Annotated in this window: 13 protein-coding genes; 7 read left to right on the top strand and 6 right to left on the bottom strand. The window is 69.5% G+C overall.

Annotation, left to right across the window (positions count from 1 at the left end):
- Nucleotides 1–31: 31 nt before the first annotated feature.
- From HJG52_RS18655 to HJG52_RS18635, 5 genes are read right to left on the bottom strand one after another with little or no spacing between them, the layout of a single operon-like run.
- Nucleotides 32–1,483 carry an FGGY family carbohydrate kinase gene (locus tag HJG52_RS18655; RefSeq protein ID WP_346767841.1) on the bottom strand — a complete coding sequence of 484 codons (1,452 nt, stop codon included), beginning with the start codon at nucleotides 1,481–1,483 and terminating at the stop codon, nucleotides 32–34.
- Nucleotides 1,462–3,003 carry a mannitol dehydrogenase family protein gene (locus HJG52_RS18650; RefSeq protein WP_171245124.1) on the bottom strand — a complete coding sequence of 514 codons (1,542 nt, stop codon included), beginning with the start codon at nucleotides 3,001–3,003 and terminating at the stop codon, nucleotides 1,462–1,464. The genes HJG52_RS18655 and HJG52_RS18650 overlap by 22 nt, the downstream gene beginning before the upstream one ends.
- Nucleotides 3,004–3,023: 20 nt before the next feature.
- Nucleotides 3,024–3,941 (bottom strand): carbohydrate ABC transporter permease, encoded by a 918-nt coding sequence (locus HJG52_RS18645; protein WP_171245123.1) that lies wholly within the window; start codon nucleotides 3,939–3,941, stop codon nucleotides 3,024–3,026.
- Entirely contained in the window at nucleotides 3,938–4,897 is a 960-nt protein-coding gene (locus HJG52_RS18640; RefSeq protein ID WP_171245122.1) for a carbohydrate ABC transporter permease, read from the bottom strand. Before HJG52_RS18640 ends, HJG52_RS18645 begins: the two co-directional genes overlap by 4 nt.
- Nucleotides 4,897–6,255, bottom strand: coding sequence for an extracellular solute-binding protein (locus HJG52_RS18635; RefSeq protein ID WP_171245121.1), 1,359 nt, complete (start codon nucleotides 6,253–6,255; stop codon nucleotides 4,897–4,899). The genes HJG52_RS18640 and HJG52_RS18635 overlap by 1 nt, the downstream gene beginning before the upstream one ends.
- A gap of 137 nt (nucleotides 6,256–6,392) precedes the next feature.
- On the opposite strand from HJG52_RS18635, the gene HJG52_RS18630 reads away from it, so the two are divergent.
- The 7 genes from HJG52_RS18630 (at nucleotide 6,393) to HJG52_RS18600 (ending at nucleotide 15,355) form a co-directional block, all read left to right on the top strand.
- Nucleotides 6,393–7,334, top strand: a complete 942-nt coding sequence (locus HJG52_RS18630; protein ID WP_171245120.1) for a sugar-binding domain-containing protein — start codon at nucleotides 6,393–6,395, stop codon at nucleotides 7,332–7,334.
- Nucleotides 7,335–7,502: 168 nt separating this feature from the next.
- Nucleotides 7,503–8,528 carry a LacI family DNA-binding transcriptional regulator gene (locus HJG52_RS18625; RefSeq protein ID WP_171245119.1) on the top strand — a complete coding sequence of 342 codons (1,026 nt, stop codon included), beginning with the start codon at nucleotides 7,503–7,505 and terminating at the stop codon, nucleotides 8,526–8,528.
- An 83-nt stretch (nucleotides 8,529–8,611) separates the two neighbouring features.
- Nucleotides 8,612–9,886 carry a sugar ABC transporter substrate-binding protein gene (locus tag HJG52_RS18620; protein WP_171245118.1) on the top strand — a complete coding sequence of 425 codons (1,275 nt, stop codon included), beginning with the start codon at nucleotides 8,612–8,614 and terminating at the stop codon, nucleotides 9,884–9,886.
- A gap of 2 nt (nucleotides 9,887–9,888) precedes the next feature.
- Nucleotides 9,889–10,872, top strand: coding sequence for a carbohydrate ABC transporter permease (locus tag HJG52_RS18615; protein ID WP_171245117.1), 984 nt, complete (start codon nucleotides 9,889–9,891; stop codon nucleotides 10,870–10,872).
- 15 nt (nucleotides 10,873–10,887) lie between these two features.
- Nucleotides 10,888–11,709, top strand: coding sequence for a carbohydrate ABC transporter permease (locus HJG52_RS18610; protein WP_171245116.1), 822 nt, complete (start codon nucleotides 10,888–10,890; stop codon nucleotides 11,707–11,709).
- 35 nt (nucleotides 11,710–11,744) lie between these two features.
- On the top strand, nucleotides 11,745–13,394 hold the full coding sequence (locus tag HJG52_RS18605; RefSeq protein ID WP_171245115.1) for a glucoamylase family protein: 1,650 nt from the start codon (nucleotides 11,745–11,747) through the stop codon (nucleotides 13,392–13,394).
- Between the two features lie 95 nt (nucleotides 13,395–13,489).
- Entirely contained in the window at nucleotides 13,490–15,355 is a 1,866-nt protein-coding gene (locus HJG52_RS18600; protein ID WP_171245163.1) for a glycoside hydrolase family 3 protein, read from the top strand.
- Between the two features lie 88 nt (nucleotides 15,356–15,443).
- On the opposite strand, the gene HJG52_RS18595 is transcribed toward HJG52_RS18600, so the two are convergent.
- Nucleotides 15,444–16,502, bottom strand: coding sequence for an SGNH/GDSL hydrolase family protein (locus tag HJG52_RS18595; RefSeq protein WP_206071105.1), 1,059 nt, complete (start codon nucleotides 16,500–16,502; stop codon nucleotides 15,444–15,446).
- Between the last annotated feature and the right edge of the window lie 256 nt (nucleotides 16,503–16,758).

Raw genomic sequence — 16,758 nt, 5'->3', positions numbered from 1 at the left:
GCTGACGTCAACGATCTTCCATTTGGGTGACTTACCGACGGTGGAGGGTGTCGCGGAGGGTGGCGTAACGGGCCAGGACCTCGGCTCCCCCCTGCGCGGCGTCGCCTTTCGGCGGGTCGAGGGTGGCCTCGTCGGCGACCGACCAGTCGGGCGGCTCGTCCGCGCCCGACAGCACCCAGGCCGCCTGGCGCGCTGCGCCGAGCCCGACGTACTCGCCCGGAGCGGGGACGACCACCGGCACCCCGAACAGGCCCGGCGCCACCGCCCGCACGGCCGCTGACGCGGACGCCCCACCGATGAGGACCACGCGCTCGACGGGCAGCCCGAGGTGGCGCAGGTCGTCGACCCCGGCCACGAGGTTGGCGAGCATGCCCTCGACGGCGGCGCGGGCGAGGTTCTCGGGGGTCGCGTTGGTGCGCGTCAGCCCGCCGAGAGTGCCGGTGGCGTCGGGGAGGTTGGGGCTGCGCTCACCGTCGAGGTAGGGCAGCAGGGTCAGCCCGCCAGCACCCGCCTCGGCCGCGAGAGCGAGCCGGTCCAGTCCGGCCAGGTCGGTGCCGAGCAGCTGGGCGGCGGCAGTGAGGACCCGCGCCGCGTTGAGGGTTGCCATGAGCGGCAGGTGCGCTCCCGAGGCGCTGGCGAACGACGCGATCAGCCCGCGCTCGTCGCGCACCGGCTCCGCGGCGTCGGCGAAGACCGCACCGCTGGTCCCCAGCGACACCACCACGTCACCGCGCTGCAGCCCCAGCCCGAGCGCGGCCCCGGCGTTGTCACCGGCCCCCGGGCCCACCACCAGGCCGGCCTCCGTCCGGCCGGCGACCTCGTGCGGGCCCACCACGTGCGGCACCCCGAACTCGCGGCCGAGCGCCATCCGTTGCAGGTCTGACCGGTAGGCGTTGCCCACCGAGTCGAAGTAGCACGTGCCCGACGCGTCACTGCGATCGGTCACCCAGCGCTCGAACCCGTTGCCCTGCTTCAGGATCTGCCCGGTCAGCCAGTCGTGCGGCAGCACCACGTCGGCGACGCGGGCGGCGTTGTCCGGTTCGTGCTCGGCGAGCCAGCGCACCTTGGTGATGGTGAAGCTCGGCAGTGGCGACATGCCCACCGCGTCGACCCACGCGCTGACGCCGCCGAGCTCGTCGGTGAGGTCACGGGCGGCCTGCGCGGAGCGGGTGTCGTTCCACAGCAACGCATCCCGGATCACCTCGCCGGACTCGTCGAGCGCCACCATGCCGTGCTGCTGGCCGCCCACGGCGATCGCCTGTACCCCGTCGAGCAGGCCGTCCTTGGTCGCCTCGAGGTAGGCGTCCCACCACCGGGCGGGGTCGACCGACGTGCCGTCGGGGTGTGCGGCGCGGCCGGTGCGCACCACCTCCCCGGTCGCGGCATCGACGACCACCACCTTGCAGGACTGCGTCGAGGAGTCGACGCCGGCGACGAGTCGGGGCGCCTGTGGGTCGTTGCTCACCTGGTCTGGTTGCTCCACGCCTCGAGCGTTTCACGGGCGCCCTTCTCGTGCAGGCTTTTCAGCGCCGCGAGGTATGCCGTGGTGAACCGTTCGACGTCGGCCAGGTCGCCGAACAGGTCGCGGTCGCGCAGGAAGGCCAAGGGGTCGTCCTTCTGGGCGGCAGCTGCGGCCATCACCTTGTCCTTCAACCGGTCGACCACGTCGATGGCGTTGCCCTGCTCGTCCACGCCCTCGGCATACCTCGCCCACGAGGCGACCACGAGCGCACTGAGCTCGATCTCGCCACCGGTGCGCAGGTTCTCCCTGATCACCGGGACGAGCCATTTCGGGATGCGGTCGGAGGACTCCGCGCACAGCCGCGCGAGCGTGTCGCGCACCTCGGGGTTGGCGAAGCGCTCGACCAGCTGGCGTCGGTATCCGTCGAGGTCGACACCCGGCACCTCCGGCAGCGTCGGTGACCCCTCGCGTTCCATGTAGGCGAGCAGGAACGTGGCGAACAGCGGGTCCTGGGCCACTTCGTGCGCATAGCGGTACCCCGACAGGTAGCCGAGGTAGGCCAGGGCCTGGTGGCTCGCGTTGAGCAGCCGCAGCTTCATCAGCTCGTAGGGCACGACGTCGTCGACGAGCTGCACGCCGGCGTCCTCGAACGGCGGGCGACCGGCCTCCCCGAAGGCGTCCTCCAGCACCCACTGCGTGAATGGCTCGCAGACCACCGGCCAGCCGTCCTCGACCCCGAACTCCTCGGCCAGCCGCGCGATGTCCTCGGGCGTGGTCACCGGTGTGATGCGGTCGACCATGCAGTTGGGGAACGGCACGTACGACTCCATCCAGTCGGCGAGCTCGGGATCCTTGAGCCGGGCGAACGCCGTCATCATCCGCTTCGCGACGTCGCCGTTGTCGGGCAGGTTGTCGCAGCTCATCACCGTGAACGGTGCCCGCCCCTGACGCCGGCGCCGGTCGAGTGCGGCCACGATGAACCCGAAAACCGTTGTGGGAGAGTCGCCACCCGTGAAGTCGGCGGCCAAGTCGGCCTGGATCGACGGGTCCTTCGCGTCGAACTCACCGGTCACCTGGTTGACGAGGTAACCGCCCTCGGTGATCGTCAACGACACGATGCGGGTGCGCTCGTCGGTCAGCCGGTCCACGACCGCGCCGGGGTCGTCGGGGGCGAACATCACCTCGGCGATGCTGCCGATGACCCGCGGCTCGAGCCGCCCGTCCGGGTGCTTGACCACCAGTGTGTAGAGGCCGTCCTGCGCCCGGAGGGTGTCGATAATGCGCCGGTCGTGGGGGAGGGCGCCGACCCCGCACAGGGCCCAGTCGAGTGCCTCCCCTTGGTTCATCAGCGCGTCCAGGTACATCGCCTCGTGTGCCCGGTGGAACCCGCCGACCCCGAAGTGGACGATGCTCGCCGCCAGCTTCGAGCGGTCGTATGCCGGGACGGCCACTCGCGCGTCGAGGTCACCGATGGTCTTGTCGGACAACGGAACTGGTGCGGCGCGGGGGCCAGCCTTCGCGCCCGCCGGGGACGGCGGCATACTCTCGTCGGCTCCTTCGCTCACTTGACGGCACCCATCGACAGGCCCTGCACCAGCTTGTCCTGGGCCGCGAAGCCCGCGGCCAGCACCGGCAGCGACACGACGAACGAGGCCGCGCACACCTTGGCGAGGAACAGGCCCTGGGAGGTCACGAACCCAGTCAAGAACACCGGGGCGGTCCCTGCCACCGTGCCGGTGAGGACGCGGGCGAGCAGCAGCTCGTTCCAGCTGAAGATGAAGCAGATCAGCGCAGCCGCCGCGATGCCCGGCATGACGACCGGGGCCACGATGTCACGCAGCGTCCGGGTGAGGGAGGCACCGTCGACCGAGGCGGCCTCGAGCATCTCGACCGGCACCTCGGCGAGGAACGAGCGCAGCATCCACACGGCGATGGGCAGGTTCATCGACGTGTAGAGCAGGATCAGCCACCAGATGTTGTCGAGGATGCCGACCTTCTGCGCGAACAGGTAGAGCGGCAGGATGCCCGCGACGATGGGCAGCATCTTGGTCGACAGGAAGAAGAAGAGGACGTCCGTCCACTTCTTCACCGGGCGGATCGACAGGGCGTAGGCCGCGGGGAACGCCAGCAGCAGCACGAGCGCCGTGGAGATCACGCTGGCCGTGAGCGAGTTGAGCAGCGGCGGCCACGGACCCGCGTCGAAGAACGCGCGGTAGCCGTCGAGCGACAACGGCGCGAAGACGTCCGGCGGGTTCTTGGCCGCGTCCTCCTCGCTGTGGAACGACGTGAGGATCATCCACAGCACGGGCAGCGCGAACAGGATGCCGACCACCCAGGCGGCGGCGGTGAGCAGCACCCCGCTGCGCGGCGGCTTGGCGTGCCGGATCTCCTGTGTGGGACCGGATCCCGGCACCGTGCCGGAGCGGCGGGCCGACCCGGTGGGCGTGCCCTCGGTCTCGGACTGGGCGGCGGTGCTCATCGTCCCTCCTCCTTGAACAGGCTGAACGCGGACCGCAGCGCCAGCGTGGCGATGATGATGGTGCCGATGACGACGACGACGCCGGCGGCGGACGCCCGGCCGTAGTCCTGGGCGGTGTAGAAGGTCTGGTAGATGAAGTACGGCAGGTTGGCCGTGCCGAGGCCACCGGAGGTGATGGTGAAGACGGCGTCGAAGTTCTGCACGACGTAGATCGCGCCGAGCAGTGCGGACAGCTCGATGTACTGGCGCAGGTGCGGCAGCGTCATGTTGGTGAAGATCTGCCACGAGCTGGCGCCGTCGATCCGTGCCGCCTCGACGACGTCGAGCGGGCGAGATTGCAAGCCTGCCAACAGGATCAGCATCATGAACGGTGTCCACTGCCACACCAGCGCGGCGATGATCGCGATGAGCGGGTTGTTGGTGATCCAGTCCGGCTGCGGCGCGTTCTCGCCGAAGACCGCCCGCAGCAGCCCGTTGAACAGGCCGTACTCGGGGTTGTAGAGCGCGTGCTTCCACAGCAGCGCGGCGGCCACCGGGACGATCAGGAACGGCGTGATCATCAGCGTGCGCACGATGCCCTGCCCGCGGAACTTGCGGTCGAGCAGCAACGCGATCAGCAGGCCGAGCACGAGGCTCACGAAGACGACGCTGACGGTGAGCAGGATCGTCACCCACACGGCGTTCCTCGTGTTGGTGTCGGTGAAGACGCGCACGAAGTTGTCGAACCCGGCGAACCCTCGCTCGTCCGGGTAGTACGCATTCCAGTTCATGAAGGAGATGACCAGCGTTGCGAGGAAGGGCAGCTGGGTCATGAGGATCACGAAGATCAACGCGGGCAGGAGGGGTGCGCGCCGCGACCAGTCGCCGGCCTTGCGCAGGGCAGGAGACGGGGTATGCCGCGTGGCCGGCTCGCGGGCGGCCGCCGGCTCCGGCGAGACCGAGGTGTCGGCAGCCATCACTGGTCCTTCCTCTTCTGGTAGCGCTCGGCGACGTCCTCGGCGAGCTTCTGCCCCTTGTCGAGTGCCTCGTCGACGGTGGTCTTCCCGGCGATGGCGGAGCTGACGTCCTGGCTCACCTGGGTGCCGAGGTCGGGGAACTCGGGGATGTCGACGAACTGGATGCCGATGGCGGGTCGGGGCTGGACGCCGGGGTTCTCGGGGTCGGCGGCCTCGATCGCGGCCTTGGTGGGTTCGGCGAAGGCTGAGGCGACCTTGAGGTAGTCGGCGTTCTCGTAGGTGGAGGCCCGCTTGCCGGCCGGCACCTTGGTCCACCCGAGCTGGCTGCCGACGAGCTCCTCGTACTTCTTGCCGCTGGCCCAGGAGATGAACTTCCAGGCGTTGTCCTTCTTGGTGCTGGCCTGTTGGATCGACCACGACCAGGCGTAGAGCCAGCCGGCGGAGTCGGTCTTGACGACCGGCGCCGGTGCGTAGCCGAACTTGCCCTTGAACTTCGACCCGTCGGCCTCGAGCGACCCGGCGGCCGAGGTGGCGTCGTACCACATGGCGACGTTGCCCTGGATGAGGTTGTTGAGGCACTCGGTGAAGCCGGCCTGCGGTGCGCCCTTCTCGCCGTGCTTGCGGACGAGGTCCACGTAGAAGTTGGTGGCCTCCTTGAACTCCGGAGCGTTGACACCCGGTGTCCAGTCCTGGTTGAACCACGTGCCACCGAAGGTGTTGACGACGGTGGTGAGGGGTGCGAAGAGCTGGCCCCAGCCGGGCTGGCCGCGCAGGCAGATGCCCTTCATGCCCGGCTCGGCCCCGTCGACCTTGGCGGCGATGTCGGCGACCTGCTGCCACGTCGGCTTGGCCGGCATCGTGATGCCCTTGGCCGCCAGGACGTCCTTGCGGTACATGAGGAACGAGGACTCGCCGTAGAAGGGCTCGCCGTAGACCTTGCCCTCGCTCGACAGCGAGGTCGTCATCGGCTTCAGGATGTCGGACTGGTCGAACTCGCTGTCCTGGGCGATGTAGTCGTCGAGTGGCGCGATCCACTTGGCCTTGGCGTAGATCGGGATCTCGAAGTTCGACAGCGAGGCCACGTCGTACTGGCCGGACTGGCTGGAGAACTCCTGGCTGATCTTGTCGCGCACGTCGTTCTCGGGCAGCACGGTGAAGTTGACCTTGATGCCGGTCTCCTTGGTGAAGTTGTCGGCGGTCAGCTGCTGCAGGTCGACCATCTGCGGGTTGTTCACCATCAGCACGTTGATGCTGTCCGAGCCGCCGCCCCCGGCTCCGCCGCCCCACCCGGCGCAGCCGGTGAGTGCGAGCGCGCCGGCTGTCGTCGCCGCCAGCACCGCGATCTTCGTGGTTCGCACGCGTCCTCCTCCGTCGCCAGTGACGGCGCCCGATGTGCTGCGCTTGACACGGTGCTCATATGAGCGCCACCATGCGCAAACGAGTAGTTCGAGTAAATCGGTGCCGGGTGGCGCTGTCAACGCCGAGAAGGTGGTCCGTGATCGACGAAGGCCCTGCCGAGCTGGTGCTCCAGGCAGCCGTGGCGCGCCGGCACTACCTGCAGAACCGGTCCAAGGTCGAGATCGCCGACGAGCTCGGCATCAGCAGGTTCAAGGTCGCCCGGCTGCTCGAGGCCGCCCGCGAACGAGGCCTGGTGCGCATCGAGATCGTGCGCCAAGGGGCGCTGGACGTCGACCTCTCGGCGCAGCTCCAGGAGCGCTACGGCCTGGGCCACGCCGTCGTCGTCGAGACGGCCGACCAGGACGCCGGAGCCGTGCGGGCCCAGCTCGGACGCGCCGCTGCCGACCTGCTCGCCGAGGTGCTCACCGACGGCGACGTGCTCGGCCTGCCGTGGTCGCGCAACGTCCACGCCATGGTGGGCGCGCTCGCCCGGTTGCCGCGCACCGAGGTGGTGCAGCTGACCGGTGCGATCGCGCTGCCGGACTTCGACAGCAGCGCCGTCGACATCGTCCGCCGCGCGGCCCGTCTCTCCGGCGGCAGGGCGCACGTCTTCTACGCGCCGTTCGTCCTCGACACCAAGGCCAGCGCCGACGCCCTGCGTCGCCAGCCGGCGGTCAGCCAGGGCCTCGAGGCCGCGGCCCGGGTGACCCACGCGGTCGTCGGCATCGGCCTCTGGGCGCCGGGGGAGTCGACCATCCACGACCTGCTCGACGCCGACGAGCAGGCCGAGCTGACCCGCGCCGGAGTCGTCGGCGAGCTCGCCGGCGTGTTCTTCGACAAGAGCGGAAAGCCGTTGCGCCCCAAGGTCGCTGCGCGCCTCATGACCATCGACCCGCAGGTCCTGAGTGGGTTCCGCGAGGTGATCGCGGTGGTCTCGGGTGAGGCCAAGGCACCGGCTGTGAAGGCCGCTCTCGAGGGCGGCCTCGTCCAGGGCCTCGTGGTGGACGCCCCGCTCGCCCAGGTGCTGCTCGCCGACTGAGGCGACACTCCCGCAAAACCCGCACTACGCGGCATACCTCGGGCTGATGAACCGACGTATGCCGTGCAACGAGGGTCTTGTCGTGCCCTTGCGCGACCCCGCGTCGCTGTGGCACGGTGGGGAACCGCACTAGATGTAAGCGCTTTCAAAGACGAGAGGCGGCTGGCCATGGCGGGCACCCAGGGGCAGAAGGGCGGGGCGACGATCTACTCCGTCGCCGAGCGCGCCGGTGTCTCGATCGCCACCGTCTCCCGGGTGCTGCAGGGCTCGGACAAGGTCTCCGCGAAGACCCGGCAGCGGGTCATGACCGCCGTCGAGGAGCTGCGCTACATGCCGCTCGGCGCCGCCCGCAGCCTCGCCGTCCGCCACCACGAGGCGCACGGGCTCCTGCTGCCCGAGCTCTCCGGTCCCTACTACTCCGAGCTGCTCATGGGTTTCGAGTCCCGCGCAGCAGAGCTCGGCCAGAGCGTCGTCCTCATGCTCGCCGAGGGCAAGGACGACGTCGGCCGTGCGGTGCGCAGCCTCGCCACCCGCGTCGACGGCATCGCGCTGCTCGCCTCGGCTGCCATCCCCGACTCCGTCCCGGAGACACTTGCCGGCAGCAAGCCGGTCGTCGTCATCGCCGGCGAGGCCAAGCCCGACGTCGAGGCCATCACGACCGAGAACGCCGCCAGCGCCAAGGCGCTCACTGCGCACGTCCTCGCCCACGGGCGTCGGCGCCTCGTCTTCGCCGGTGACCCCGACTCCGGTCCCGACATCAGGGACCGGTATGCCGGGTTCGTCGCCGCCCACGAGGACCTTCGCCTCACCGCGGCCGCACCCGTGCGCACCGACCTGCGCGAGAGCGCCGGTGCCGAGCTGGCCGACCGCGTCCTGGCCGGCGAACTCACGACCGACGCGCTCGTCTGCGCCAACGACGAGCTCGCCCTCGCCGTCATGAAGCGGCTGCGCCAGGGCGGGCGCACCGTTCCGGACGACCTGGCCGTCGTCGGCTGGGACGACGTGATGACCGCGAGGTACGTCGAGCCCGGCCTCACCACTGTGCGACAGCCGGTCCGCGAGCTGGGAGCCCTTGCGGCAGAACGACTTCACGCCCGAATCACCAGCGCAGACATCGTCGACGAGACCCAGGTCCTGCCCACCCAGCTGGTGCTGCGGGCCTCGTGCGGCTGCACGCCCGACCCGCTCGCCTGACCGACCCACGGCCCCGCGCTCGAGGTGAGCACGCGGCATACCGACCATCCCACCCCAGCCCCCCAAGGAAAGAGAGACACCCGATGAGACGCACATCCGCAGCAGCGGTGGCGACCCTGACGGCCGCTGCGCTCGCCCTGAGCGCGTGCGGTCGCGACAACGGCGGCGGTGCCGGCAGCAGCGAGACCGCCAAGGACATCTCCAGCGGCAAGGCCACCGGCACGCTCACCGTCTGGGCGATGGGCAACGAGGGCGACATCCTGCCCGACCTCATGAAGGACTTCGAGGCGGCCAACCCCGGCGTCAAGGTCAACGTCACCGCCATCCCGTGGGACTCGGCCCACGACAAGTTCACGACCGCGATCACCGCTGGCACGACGCCGGACGCCGCCATGGTCGGCAGCACCTGGATGGGCGAGTTCGCCGGGCTCGACGCGCTCGACCCGGTGCCGCCGTCGATCGACACCTCGGCCTACTTCGAGGGCGCGCAGAAGACCAACGAGGTGAACGGCACCAACTACGGCGTGCCGTGGTACGTCGAGACGCGGCTCATCTTCTACCGCACCGACCTGGCGAAGAAGGCCGGAGTCACCGAGGCCCCCAAGGACTGGGAGGGCCTCAAGTCGATGGCAAAGGCCATGCAGGACAAGGCCGGAGCGAAGTTCGGCATGGGCTTCCAGGCCGGTGGCCAGGGCTCGTGGCAGTCGATCATGCCGTTTGCGTGGTCCGACGGGGCGAAGCTCACCAAGGACGACGGCAAGGCATACAACTTCGACAGCCCGGAGATGCTCGAGGCCGTGAAGTACTACCAGAGCTACTTCACCGACGGCATCTCCGACAAGGCCGCCCCGGCCCAGCCGACGACGGAGCCGGACTTCAAGAGCGGGCGTGTGCCGATGTTCATCTCGGGCCCGTGGATGATGTCCGCCGTCGAGAAGGTCGGCGTCAAGAAGGACCAGTACGACGTCATGCCCGTGCCGGCCAAGACGACCTCGTCCTCCTTCGTCGGTGGCTCGAACTTCGCCGTCTTCAAGAAGTCGAAGAACCGCGACAGCGCATGGAAGCTCGTGCAGTGGCTGAGTGACCCCAAGGTGCAGGCCAAGTGGTACGGCATGTCCACCGACCTGCCGTCGGTGAAGTCGGCGTGGGACGACCCGGCGCTGTCCGGCGACCCGAAGCTGAAGAAGTTCGGCACCGCACTGGAGACCGCGCAGGCGCCGCCGAGCTTCCCCACCTGGGAGCAGGCCGTGGCTGGCTTCGACACCGAGATGGAGAAGGTGACCAAGCAGGGCGCCGACCCCGCGGCTGCGCTCAAGAGCGCCCAGCAGCAGGCCGAGTCGGTCGGCACCGGGCAGTAACGATGTCCTCCACCACCGAGGTGACCCCCTCCGGGGCGACGGGCCGCGGCTCGTCGCCCCGGGGGAAGGGTGGGGACACCCGGCCGGCGTCCAACCCCGGCGCCGGTGCCAGCCGCCGGCGCCAGGGCCTGGCGGCGTGGACGCTCGCGCTGCCGTTCTGCCTGCTGTTCCTCGTCTTCACGGCGTGGCCGGTGATCCAGTCGCTGTTCATGAGCTTCACCGACACCCGGTCGCGCGACCTGCGCACACCGTTCGCGGTGGACATCGTCGGGCTCGACAACTTCACCAAGGCGTTCTCGGACCCGATCTTCCGCAAGTCGATGCTCAACACGGCCTACTTCGTCGTGGTGGGCGTGCCGCTCACCATGGCGATGGCGCTGGCGGCGGCGGTGGCCCTGGACAAGGGAATCACCAAGCTGCGTGGGCTGTTTCGCCTCGGGTTCTACACGCCGGTCATCACCTCGATCGTGGCGGTGGCCGTCGTGTGGCGGTTCCTGCTCGAGCGCGACTACGGCCTCATCAACACGGTGCTCGGCTGGGTCGGCATCGACGGACCCAACTGGCTCGGCGACCCCAACTGGGCCATGCCCGGCCTCATCCTCATGGCGTCGTGGCGCAACTTCGGCACCGGCATGATCATCTTCCTCGCCGGGCTCCAGGCGGTGCCGTGGATGCTGCACGAGGCGGCCGCGATCGACGGCGCCGGTGCGTGGCAGCGGTTCCGGCACATCACCCTGCCGCTGCTGCGCCCCACGCTGCTGTTCGTGTCGGTGACCACCGCGATCGGCTACCTGCAGTTCTTCGAGGAGCCGTTCGTCATGACCAACGGCGGGCCGCTCAACAGCACCATCTCGATGTCCATGTACACGTACAAGCAGTTCGGCTTCGGCAACTACGGGCTCGCGTCGGCGATGAGCTACATCATCTTCGTCATCGTCGCGATCGTGACCGCCATCCAGTTCCGGCTGCTGCGCGAGAACACCTGAGGACGTGAGACTTCCATGACTCGCACCCGTTCCCAGTGGTGGCTGTATGCCGTCCTGACCATCGTCCTGCTCGCGGTCATCGCACCGTTCGTGTGGATGGTGCTCGGCAGCTTCAAGACCCAGGGCGAGCTGCTCCAGACGCCGCCGACGTGGTGGCCGCAGACCGCGACGCTCGACAACTACACGCGGCTGTTCTCCCGGCTCAACTTCTCGCAGTACTTCGTCAACTCCACGATCGTCGCCGTCGCCGTGACCGCGGGCAACCTCCTGTTCTGCTCGATGGTCGGCTACGCCCTGGCGATGCTGGACTTCCCCGGGCGGCGCACGCTGTTCCTCGTCGTGATGGGCACGCTGCTCATCCCGGGCGTCGTGACGTTCGTGCCGTTGTTCGTCCTCGTCACCAACGTCGGGCTCGCCAACAGCCTGCCCGGCCTGATCCTGCCGTTCCTCGTGAGCCCCTTCGGGGTGTTCCTCATGCGGCAGTACATCAGCGGGCTGCCACGGGACCTGCTCGACGCGGGCCGGGTCGACGGCGCGAGCGAGCTGCGCATCTTCGCGCGGATCTTCCTGCCACTGTGCGGGCCTGCACTGGCAACGCTGGGGATCCTCACGTTCCTCGGCTCGTGGAACAACTTCCTGTGGCCCCTCGTCGTCGCGCAGGAGGAGAGCAAGTACACGCTCCCCGTCGCGCTGGCGCTCTACTCCAAGGGGCAGAACTCGACGCAGTACGGCCTGCTGCTGGCCGGCGCGACCGTCGTCGTCATCCCCGTCCTCGCGATCTTCCTCGCCTTCCAGCGTCGCTTCATCGAGGGAATCGCCACCACCGGCATCAAGTGAAACCGCACCTGTCGCACCAGATCGGAGACTCACCCATGGCCCCCCACCTGTCCGTCCCCTCATCCCTCCCCGCGCCCACCCGCCGCCAGCTCCTCGTCGGAGCCTCAGCCGCAGCGGCCGTCGGCCTCGCCACCCCACGGGCGGCGAGCGCGTCCACGCTCGCCAGCCCACCGGCATACCTCAAGGGCAGTCAGGGGTATGCCGTGGAGTCCAGTCGGGTGCGCCGGTGGGCCACCGACACGTGGCGCAGCCTCGTCGCGATGACCGACCCGAAGACCGGCCTGCCCGCTGACAACATCCCCGAATCCCTTGCGGCACAGGACCGTTCGGGTTACACGTCGCCGACGAACATCGGCGGCTACCTGTGGTCGGCGATCGTGGCGCGCGAGCTCGGCATCATCAGCCGCGGTGAGTGCACGCGTCGGCTGCTGCAGACGCTGCGCACGGTCGAGCGGATGGAGCACCACACCCCCAGCGGCATGTACTACAACTGGTACGACGAGGCCACGGGTGAGGCGCTGCGCACCTGGCCGGGCAGCGGCGACAAGGTCTACCCGTTCTGCTCCAGCGTCGACAACGGCTGGCTCGGTGCCGCGCTGCGCGTCGTCATGGGCGCCGACACCGCCGCCGGCGTGCACGCCAAGCGGATCTTCGAGCGGATGCGGTGGGACGCGTTCTACAACCCCGGCGATGACCCGGCCCACCCGGTGCGCCCCGGTGGCCTGATCCACGGCGGCTTCTTCCCCTACGACCACAACCGTCCCGGTGGCGTCTACCGCGGCACGCACATCGGCGGCGAGGACGTCTGGCTCACGACCCACCACTACGACACGACGGTGTCGGAGACGCGGATCACGAGCTACCTCGGCATCATCACCGGCCAGATCCCGGGCAAGCAGTACTTCGGGATGTGGCGGACCTTCCCGGCCAGCTGCGACTGGTCGTGGCACGAGAGCCAGCCGGTGGGGGAGAACCGCACCTACTACGGCATCGAGGTCTACGAGGGTGCGTACGTCTACCGCGGCATGAAGATCGTGCCCGGCTGGGGTGGCTCGATGTTCGAGGAGCTCATGCCCGACATGTTCGTGCCCGAGGCGAGCTGGGCGCCGCGGTCCTGGGGCGTCAACCACCCGCTCCACGTGCGGGCGCAGCGCGAGCACGGGCTGCTCGAGGCCAAGTACGGCTACTGGGGCTTCTCGCCGTCGAGCAACCCCGCCGGGGGATACCGCGAGTACGGCGTCGACGCGCTCGGCATGGGCCCCGGCAACGAGCCGGGCAACCCCGGCAACGGCTACTTCTCCGACCAGGAGATGACCAACTACGACATCGGGTTCGGTGACTGCCGCCCCGCCACCAACCCGACGCCGACCTTCGGTGACGGCGTGGTGACGCCACACGCGTCGTTCCTCGCGCTCATGCATGAGCCGCAGGAGGCGTACGCCAACCTCGTCGGCATCGAGGACGAGCTCGGCGCCTACGGGCGCGGCGGCTTCTTCGACGCAGTGGCGGTGAAGTCCGGCCAGATCGCGCGGCGCTACCTGTCGCTTGACCAGGCGATGGTCATGGGCGCGATCGGAAACGTCATGGGCGACAACGTGATTCGGCGCGCCTTCGCCACGCGGGACGCTGAGCGCGCGCTGCGCCCGGTGATTGGTGTGGAAGAGTTCGGCGCCGGGCCCGTCTGAGACCCGCCCAGCTGGGTGCGCCCCCAGAACCCCCCTGATCCGGGGGCGCACCCGCTTCACCAACCGAGCCAGGGGCAGTGGACCGAAAGGGAGAGATGCAGCCCGCGCGCAAGACCTCGCCGGAGGGCGTGGAGTACCGGGACCTCAACGGCAACGGTGTCATGGACCCGTTCGAGGACCCGCGGCTGACCGTCGAGGAGAGGGTGGCCGACCTGCTGCCGCGTTTGTCCTTGGAGGAGAAGGTCGGTCTGATGTTCCACACGGTCATCGAGGCGGGCGCCGATGGCACGGTCAAGGAGGCGCCGGGCGCGATCAGCAAGTCGCCCACGAGCGAGGTCGTGCTGGGCAAGCACCTCAACCACTTCAACGTCCATGCGCTCGACGACGCCCGCATGGCGGCCCGGTGGTACAACGCACTGCAGGCGATCGCCGAGCAGTCACCCCACGGCATACCGGTCACCATCTCGACCGACCCGCGGCACGCGTTCATCGAGAACGCGGGGGCGTCTTTTGCCGCCAAGGCCTTCTCGCAGTGGCCGGAGGCGCTCGGGCTCGCGGCGCTGCGTGACGCCGACCTCGTGCGGGAGTTCGGCGACATCGCGCGGCAGGAGTACGTCGCGGTCGGCATCCGGATGTCGCTGCACCCGACCCTCGACCTGGCCACCGAGCCCCGCTGGGCGCGCCAGTCCGGCACCTTCGGGCAGGACCCCGACCTCGTGACCGAGCTCGGCGTCGCCTATCTCCTTGGCTTTCAAGGGGACTCGCTCGGCGCGGACTCCGTCGCGTGTGTCAGCAAGCACTTCCCCGGCGGCGGGCCGCAGAAGGACGGCGAGGACGCGCACTTCCCCTACGGTCGCGAGCAGGTCTACCCGGGTGACCGGTTCGCCGACCACCTCAAGCCGTTCCCGCCGGTCATCGAGGCCGGGACGGCGGCGATCATGCCCTACTACGGCATGCCCATCGACCTCGAGATCGACGGCGAGAAGATCGAGGAGGTCGGCTTCGGCTACAACAAGCAGATCGTGACCGGTCTGCTGCGCGAGAAGCTCGGCTTCGACGGCGTCGTCCTCAGCGACTGGGAGCTCGTCAACGACAACCATGTCGGCGACCAGGTGCTGCCAGCCCGCGCATGGGGTGTCGAACACCTGACCCCGCACGAGCGGGTGCAGCGGATTATCGAGGCCGGCACCGACCAGTTCGGTGGCGAGGAGTCGGTCGAGCTGCTGCTCGACCTCGTGCGCGACGGTCGGGTCAGCGAGGCGCGGATCGACGAGTCGGCCGCCCGCCTGCTCGCGGTGAAGTTCCGCCTCGGTCTCTTCGACAACCCCTATGTCGACGAGGAAGCGGCCGCAGTCACCGTGGGGCGCAAGGACTTTCGCGACGCCGGGTATGCCGCGCAGGCCAAGTCCGTGACCGTGCTCCAGAACGGAACGGACGGGCTCGCGCCGGTGCTGCCGCTCGCGCCCGCGGCCGCGACTGGGGAGGGTGCCCGTCGCCGGGTCTACGTCGAGAACCTCGCGCCCGAGGCGGCAGCCGGTCTGGGCGAGGTCGTCGACCGGCCAGAGGACGCCGACGTCGCGGTGGTGCGGCTGCTCGCGCCGTTCGACCCGCGGTCCGACCTGTTCCTCGAGTCGTGGTTCCACCAGGGCTCGCTCGACTTCCAGCCGGGGCTGGTCTCGCGGCTCGCGCGCATCGCCGCAGCCTGTCCCCTGGTCGTCGACGTCGTGCTCGACCGGCCCGCCGTGCTGACCCCGCTGCTGCCATTCGCCTCGGCAGTGGTCGGCAGCTACGGCACCAACGACCACGCCCTCGTGGACGCACTCACCGGCACGATCGCGCCGGTCGGCAAGCTGCCGTTCGACCTGCCGCGGTCCATGGAGCAGGTGCGCCGTCACGCCGAGGACGTCCCGGGCTACGACGACCCTCTGTTCCCCTTCGGCCACGGCCTTACCCTTCGGTGACGTTCGCGCAAAACGGGGGTTGCGTGCATGAAACGGGGCTTCCTGACCCTTGTTTCATGCACGCAACCCCCGTTTTACGGAATGGGGCTCAGCGGGTGGCGAGCTCCGCCTGCGCCTTGGCCTGGCGGGCCGACCACTGACGGTCGGCCGCGTCGATGCTGGCGCGGCTCGACAGGTCGACGCCGGCCTTCGCAGCGGCGGCCTTGGCCCGCGGGGTCGTGAGGTCCGGCGCGCGGAAGACCTCGGGCGAGATGGTGCGGTCGGCCGCGGCATACTGACGCTGCTTGGCGGCCTGGCCGGCGCCGGCCCGCTCGGCCTTGCGCAGCGTCGCAGCGTTCACCGTGAGCGCCGTCCCGGTGAGGGCCGGCGCGACGAGCGGCGCGTAGCCGTCCCGGTGCCCGGCGACGTTCGGGTGGTAGCTCTCGCTGACCGGGTTGGACAGGCCGTTGATCCACTCGGGACTGTCGCAGACGGCGTGCCCGATGAACCGGCTCGTGGGGTTGCTGAACGTGAATCCGCGCGCCGACGCGGCCGCCGAGATCTTGCTGTTGAGCAGGTCGGCGGTCTGGTTGAGGCGGCTCTCCTCGTCGGGGGAGAACCAGGTGAACGCGTTGCAGTCCTCGCCCATGAAGATGCGTGGGTAGCCGACGACGACGACCTTCGCGTAGGGCGCGCGGCTGCGGATCGAGGAGTACAGCGTCGACAGCCGGCCGGGCAGCGTGTTGTTGATGATGCCCTGGGCGGTGTTGATGGCTCCGTTGCAGTCGCTCATCCAGCCCGGCTGCGCGCACTCGGTGATCACGTCGGCAAAGCCGGCGTCGTTGCCGCCCACCGAGATCGTGACGTGCGTCGTGGCGGAGGTGAGCGCGGACAGCTGGGTGTTGGTCACGTCCGCGACCTTGGCGCCGGAGCAGGCGCGGAAGTTCAGCGGCAGCCCCTTCGAGCTCGCGACGAGCGAGGGGTAGGCGTAGACAGAGCGCTGGCAGCTCGTCCCGTCGTTGATGTAGGTGCGGGTCCCCGTGCCCGAGGAGTACGAGTCGCCTAGTGCCACATAGGAGTTCGCGGCCTGTGCTGGTGCGGCCGCCACGGTGAGTGCGGCCGCGACCCCCAGGATCGCCGTCACTCCGAACATCCGGGTCATCGCCATTGACATCTCCCTGCTGCTGCGTCGATGCGTGCTTCGCCCCGGGCGGGGCCTTCGCACCCTAGGAGCGCGGTGCCGGGCCGCGACAGGGTTCGTGGGGATGCCCATGCCAAGTCCTTACCTTTGCCAGACACGGCAGTCCGGGTATGCCGCGTGGTCGGCCGGGCGCCCCGGGTGAACGCCCGGGTGCGCGGCCGACCGGGGCCGGTCGACTCGGTGAAATCTGCGCCTGACCTGCGCCAATGGCTCGCTCAGGATG

This window comes from Knoellia koreensis (genome assembly GCF_013041615.1).
Lineage (GTDB): Bacteria > Actinomycetota > Actinomycetes > Actinomycetales > Dermatophilaceae > Pedococcus > Pedococcus koreensis.
The sequence above is the reverse complement of the archived record's forward strand: the minus strand, read 5'-3'. Positions and strand labels throughout refer to the sequence as shown.